Here is a 5,192-nt window from a genome sequence, read left to right as displayed (position 1 = left end):
GACGGCGAACATCGCGTAGTCCTCGGGGTCGCGGTGCTGCGCGGACCGGGGTCGCGCGCAGCCCCTACGGGCGGCTGGTCGGGTCGGCACGGGCGGCACGGAGGTGCACGGGCGTCACCGGGGGTGGACGGTCCCCACCGGCCGGTGCGCGGGTGTCACCGGGTGGTGAACGGGTGCCCCGTGGTGGTGCGGGTGGCGATCGCGTTGTGGTCGTACTCGTTGCTGCCCGAGACGAGCACCGACCCGAAGCGCTCCAGGCTGACCTGGCCGCCGTACTCGATGATCTGCTCGGTGTCCGGGTAGACCCGCACGGAGGTCGGCACGTAGCGGTTGGCGAAGCCGAGCCGCATCTCGTCGGTCTTGCCGCTGTGCGGCAGCGAGGCGTGCATGAGGGTGGACCAGAACATGATCGCCTCGCCCGGGCGCATCACCATCGGCCTGGCCTGCGACTCGTCGGGGACGAAGTCCTCGTCGATCTGCAGCTCGCGGTAGTCGTAGCCGAAGAAGCCGCGCGGGATGCCCTCCTTGACCGCGGAGTTGATGCGGTCCGGGTCGTAGTGCATCTTCTTGGTCTCGTCGTAGTGCATCGCCTGGTGGGTGCCCGGCATGAACTGCAGGCAGCCGGTCTCCTCGTTGGCCTCGGTGAAGGCCGTCCAGACGGTGAGCGTGCCGCCGAAGTGGACGTTGTCCGCGCCGCTCCACAGGATCTGCGGGCTGCCGGAGGCGTTGGCGAAGGTGTCCGCCTGGTGCCAGTCGGTGCCCTCGTCGCCCGGGTACTTGGGGAAGAACTCGGTGCGCCAGCAGAGCACGTCCGGGCCGAGGACGCTGGCGACGCGGTCGGTGATCCGCTGGTTGCAGACGTGATCGGCCAGGAAGTCGTTGTCCAGGTGCCGGTCGTAGTTGGAGATGTTGGTGTTTCCGGACTGCGCGGCCTCCTCCTGGTAGACCGCATTGCTGCGGTCCATCAGGGCGAGCCGCTCGGTGCGCCAGACCCGGCGCATCTCCTCGATCTCGTAGACCTTGAACGGTCCGAAGAAACCGTCCCGGTGGAACTGCGCGAGCTCATCCGCGCTGAGCGCGAACGGCTGCGCCCCGCCATTGTTCGTCATTTCGGACTCCCTAGCTGTCGGTGGCCGGAACGGCCGGCTCCTTGGCGGCGCACGCCGCGATTCCCCGTGCCGTCGCCGTCCCGCCCAGGTCCGCGGGGTGTACCACGACGTGCAGTTCCTGCTTGACCCCGGCGAGTACCCGCACGAAGGACAGGGAGGTGCCCCCGTTGTCGAACAGGTCGTCGTCGAGGCCGAGGTTCGGCCGGCCGAGTACGTCGCGGACGATTCGCAGAACCGTCTCTTCCTGTGTCGCTTCCATGGCTGCGAACGTAAACAGGAGCGGCCCCGACGTCTGGTCACTGTTGAGCAGACGTCACCCGGCGGGATCGGTGACGGTGGACCGGCCACGGCGAACCCGTCGCCGAAAATGGCGGCCTCCCCGGGGGAGCACAATGGCTGACAACCTCTACCGAGAATCGACCGAGGCGATACTGCTGCCGCGGATCATCCGCCTCGGCGGAAACCTTTACGGCGCCGCTTTCACCCTGATGAAACTGGTGCCCGCCCGGCACATCCTGCGGAAGGCCGAGCGGGACGGCCTGATCGGCCCGCGCACCACCGTGGTGGAGACCACCTCGGGCACCTTCGGGCTGGCGCTGGCCCTCCAGACGGCGCTGATGCGCCGCCCGCTCGTCCTGGTCAGCGACCCGGTCATCGACGACAACCTCCGCCGCCGGCTGGCCGATCTCGGCGCCCGGCTGGACATCTGCGCGGAGCCCGCCGCCGTCGGCGGCTTCCAGGAGGCCCGCCTCAAGCGGCTGGCCGAGATCCGCGCCGAGCACCCCGACAGCTTCTGCCCCGAGCAGTACTCCAACCCGGAGAACCCGGCCTCCTACGCCGTCGTCGCCGAGCACCTCGAACGGGCCCTGGGCGGCGTCGACTGCCTGGTCGGCCCGGTCGGCTCGGGCGGCTCGATGTGCGGGACGGTCCGCGCCCTGCGGGCCGGCCGCGACGTCCGGGCGATCGGCGTCGACAGCCCGCACAGCGTGCTGTTCGGCCACCCGGACGGCCACCGCGTGCTGCGCGGCCTCGGCAACAGCCTGATGCCGGAGAACCTCGACCACCGGGAGTTCGACGAGGTGCACTGGTGCCCGCCCGCCGAGGCCTTCGCCGCCACCCGGGAACTGCACCGGGGCAGCGCACTCTTCCAGGGCCCCACCAGCGGCGCCGCCTACCTGGTGGCCCGCTGGTGGGCCGCCCGGCACCCGGACGCCAAGGTCGTGGTGATGCTCCCCGACGAGGGCTACCGCTACCAGGAGACGGTCTACGACGACGCCTGGCTGCGGGCCGGCGGCTTCGACCTGCCGCTCCCGGCCGGCCCCGAGCCGGTGACCGACCCGACCCGCCCCACCGACCGGTGGAGCCGGTTCGCCTGGGGCCGCCGAGCCTTCGCCGACGTCGTCCGCACCGCCGCCCCGGAGGCCACCCGATGAGCCGGCTCACCGCGACCGTGGGCGCGCAGATCCAGTCGATCGTCTACGGCTCCCCCGGCCCCGACGAGATCGCCGCCGAGCTGCGGCTCACCTCCCGGATCGACCTCGCCCACCTGGTGATGCTGGTCGAGCGGGCGCTGATCACCCCGGCCGACGCGGCCGCGCTGATCGGCCGGATCCAGGAGCTGCGGGCCGACGACTTCCGCCCGCTGCACGGCGTCCCGACCCCGCGCGGCCTCTACCTCGCCTACGAGCAGGAGCTGAGCGCCTCGCTCGGCGCCGGGATCGGCGGGCGGCTGCACACCGGGCGCTCGCGCAACGACCTCAAGGCCACCGTGACCGCGCTGCGCCTGCGCGCCGAAACCGGCACCCTGATCGCCGAACTGACCCGGTTGCAGGCCGTCCTGCTGGCCCGGGCCCGGGCCCACCGCGGCGCGCTGATGCCCGTCCACACGCACTACCAGGCGGCGCTGCCGATCACCTACGGGTACTACCTGGTGGGGGTGGCGCTCGCCCTGGGCCGGGACGTCGCGGCGCTGCGGGCCGCCGCCGACGCGGCCGACCGCTGCCCGATGGGCGCCGGGGCCGCCGCCGGCACCGACCTCCCGATCGACCCCGCGCGCACGGCCGCCCTGCTGGGCTTCGCCGGGCCACCCCGGCACGCGCTGGACGCGGTGGCCAGCCGGGACGGAGCCCTGCACGCGCTGGCCGCGGCCGCGGGCGCGGCGCTGACGATCAGCCGGCTCGGCACCGACCTCCAGCTGTGGAGCAGCGCCGAGTTCGGCTTCGTCGCCTTCCCGGACCGGCTGGTCGGGGGCAGCTCGGCGATGCCGCAGAAGCGCAACGCCTTCCTGCTCGAACACGTCAAGGCCAAGGCCGGCACGGCGATCGGCGCCTGGACGGCGGCGGCCACGATGACCCGGTCGACGCCGTTCACCAACTCCATCGAGGTCGGCACCGAGGCGGTCGCCGCCGTCCGGCCCGGCCTCGAAGCCGTCCGGCAGGGGGCCGTCCTGGCGCGCGCCCTGGTGGGCGGCGGCCGGCCGGTGGAGGAGCGGATGCTCGCCCGGGCCGAGGACGGCTTCGTCGGGGCGACGGCGCTGGCCAACCTGCTGGTCCACCGGGGCGTGCCGTTCCGCACCGCGCACCAGCTGGTGGGCGGCGCCGTCCGGCGGGCGGTCGAACGCGGCGGCGACCGGCTGACCGCCGCCGACCTGCCCGCCGAGCTGCACGACACGGACATCGCACTGCCCGCACTGGTGGAGGCGCAGCGGGCGGGCGGCGGCCCCGGGCAGTTCGACGAGGTCTTCGCCGACGCCCTCGGCGACCTCGACGGGCACGCGCGCTGGGTGCGGGCCGCCGCGGCCCGGGAGGCCCGGGCCGGCCGCGACCTGGCCGGGGCCGCCGCCGCCGTGGTCGAGCTGGGGACGAAGCGGTGACGGCGCTCGCCCTGGTCGAGAGCAACACCACCGGCTCCGGGCGGCAGTTCTGCGCGGCCGCCCGCGCCGCGGGCCTGCGGCCGGTGGTGCTCACCGCCGCGCCGGAGCGCTACCCGTACCTGCTCGCGGACGCGGTGGACCACCTCCCGGTGGACACCGGCGACCCCGCGGCCGTGCTCGCCGGCTGCCGGGCCCTGGCGGCCGGCGCGGGGCTGGCCGGGGTCGCCTCCAGCTCCGAGTACTTCGTGGCCACCGCGGCCACCGCCGCCGCCGCGCTCGGCCTGCCGGCCGCCGATCCGCTGGCGCTGGCCCGCTGCCGGCACAAGGACCGCCAGCGCGCGGTGCTGGCCGCCGCCGGGGTGCCCGTCCCCGCGCACCGGGCGGTGACCGCCGTCGACGCCGCGCTGGCCGCCGCCGCCGAGCTCGGCTACCCGGTGGTGGTGAAGCCGACCACCGGCTCGGGCTCGGTCGGCGTCCGGCTCTGCGCCGGGCCGGCGGAGCTCGCCGCGCACGCGGCCGGGCTGCTCGGCGCCCCGGTGGACGAACGCGGCCGGGCCACCCCCCGGCTGGTCCTGGTGGAGGAGTACGTCCGGGGGCCGGAGTACTCGGTGGAGACCTTCGACGACACCGTGGTCGGCGTGGTCGCCAAGCACCTCGGGCCGGCGCCGCACTTCGTGGAGACCGGGCACGACATGCCCGCGCCGGCCGTCCCGGCGGGCCTGGCCGCGACGGCCGTCCGCGCGGTGCGGGCGCTCGGCCTCGGCTGGGGCGCCGCGCACACCGAGCTGCGGGCCGGGCCCGGCGGACCGGTGCTGATCGAGGTGAACCCGCGGCTGGCGGGCGGCATGATCCCCACCCTGGTCCGGCTCGCCACCGGCGTCGACCTGGTGGCCGCCACCGTCGCCCGGGCCGCCGGACGCCCGCACCCGGTCGAGCCCGGCGCCGGCGCGCACGCGTCGATCCGGTTCGCGCTGACCGCCCGGGCGGGCACCGTCGAGGCCGTCGGCGGGCTGGCGGACGCCCGGGGCCTGCCGGGTGTCGAACTGTCCGAGATCACCGTCGCACCCGGCGCCGAGCTGGAGATCACGCACTCGTTCCGCGACCGGTTCGGCTACGCCGTCGCCACCGGCCCCGATGCCGCCACCGCCGCCGGCCGCGCCGAGCGCGCCGCGGCCCACCTGCGGGTAGTGACCCGATGAGCACCCAGGAGT

Annotated in this window: 5 protein-coding genes; 3 read left to right on the top strand and 2 right to left on the bottom strand. The window is 75.0% G+C overall.

Annotated features, from left to right (window positions below):
- Positions 1–155: 155 nt before the first annotated feature.
- Positions 156–1,109 carry a chlorinating enzyme gene (locus OH807_RS35790; RefSeq protein WP_406207897.1) on the bottom strand — a complete coding sequence of 318 codons (954 nt, stop codon included), beginning with the start codon at positions 1,107–1,109 and terminating at the stop codon, positions 156–158.
- 10 nt (positions 1,110–1,119) lie between these two features.
- A complete protein-coding gene (locus tag OH807_RS35785; RefSeq protein WP_406207894.1) occupies positions 1,120–1,368 on the bottom strand; it encodes an acyl carrier protein in 249 nt (82 codons plus the stop codon).
- A 133-nt stretch (positions 1,369–1,501) separates the two neighbouring features.
- Here OH807_RS35785 and OH807_RS35780 point away from each other — a divergent pair, with 133 nt between their 5' ends.
- The 3 genes from OH807_RS35780 to OH807_RS35770 are packed head-to-tail and all read left to right on the top strand — an operon-like array spanning position 1,502 to position 5,180.
- On the top strand, positions 1,502–2,542 hold the full coding sequence (locus OH807_RS35780) for a pyridoxal-phosphate dependent enzyme (protein WP_406207891.1): 1,041 nt from the start codon (positions 1,502–1,504) through the stop codon (positions 2,540–2,542).
- Positions 2,539–3,981 carry an argininosuccinate lyase gene (locus OH807_RS35775; protein WP_406207889.1) on the top strand — a complete coding sequence of 481 codons (1,443 nt, stop codon included), beginning with the start codon at positions 2,539–2,541 and terminating at the stop codon, positions 3,979–3,981. Before OH807_RS35780 ends, OH807_RS35775 begins: the two co-directional genes overlap by 4 nt.
- Complete coding sequence (locus OH807_RS35770; RefSeq protein ID WP_406207886.1) at positions 3,978–5,180, top strand: ATP-grasp domain-containing protein; 1,203 nt, start codon at positions 3,978–3,980, stop codon at positions 5,178–5,180. Before OH807_RS35775 ends, OH807_RS35770 begins: the two co-directional genes overlap by 4 nt.
- Positions 5,181–5,192: the final 12 nt, after the last annotated feature.

The sequence above is a fragment of the Kitasatospora sp. NBC_01560 genome (assembly GCF_045208415.1).
In the GTDB taxonomy this organism is placed as follows: Bacteria; Actinomycetota; Actinomycetes; order Streptomycetales; family Streptomycetaceae; genus Kitasatospora.
This window is presented reverse-complemented; position numbering and strand designations above follow the sequence as displayed.

Bases quoted from the DNA above. Each gene is read 5' to 3' on its own strand.
- OH807_RS35790 (WP_406207897.1), bottom strand. From the start codon at position 1,109: ATGACGAACAATGGCGGGGCGCAGCCGTTCGCGCTCAGCGCGGATGAG.
- OH807_RS35785 (WP_406207894.1), bottom strand. From the start codon at position 1,368: ATGGAAGCGACACAGGAAGAGACGGTTCTGCGAATCGTCCGCGACGTA.
- OH807_RS35780 (WP_406207891.1), top strand. From the start codon at position 1,502: ATGGCTGACAACCTCTACCGAGAATCGACCGAGGCGATACTGCTGCCG.
- OH807_RS35775 (WP_406207889.1), top strand. From the start codon at position 2,539: ATGAGCCGGCTCACCGCGACCGTGGGCGCGCAGATCCAGTCGATCGTC.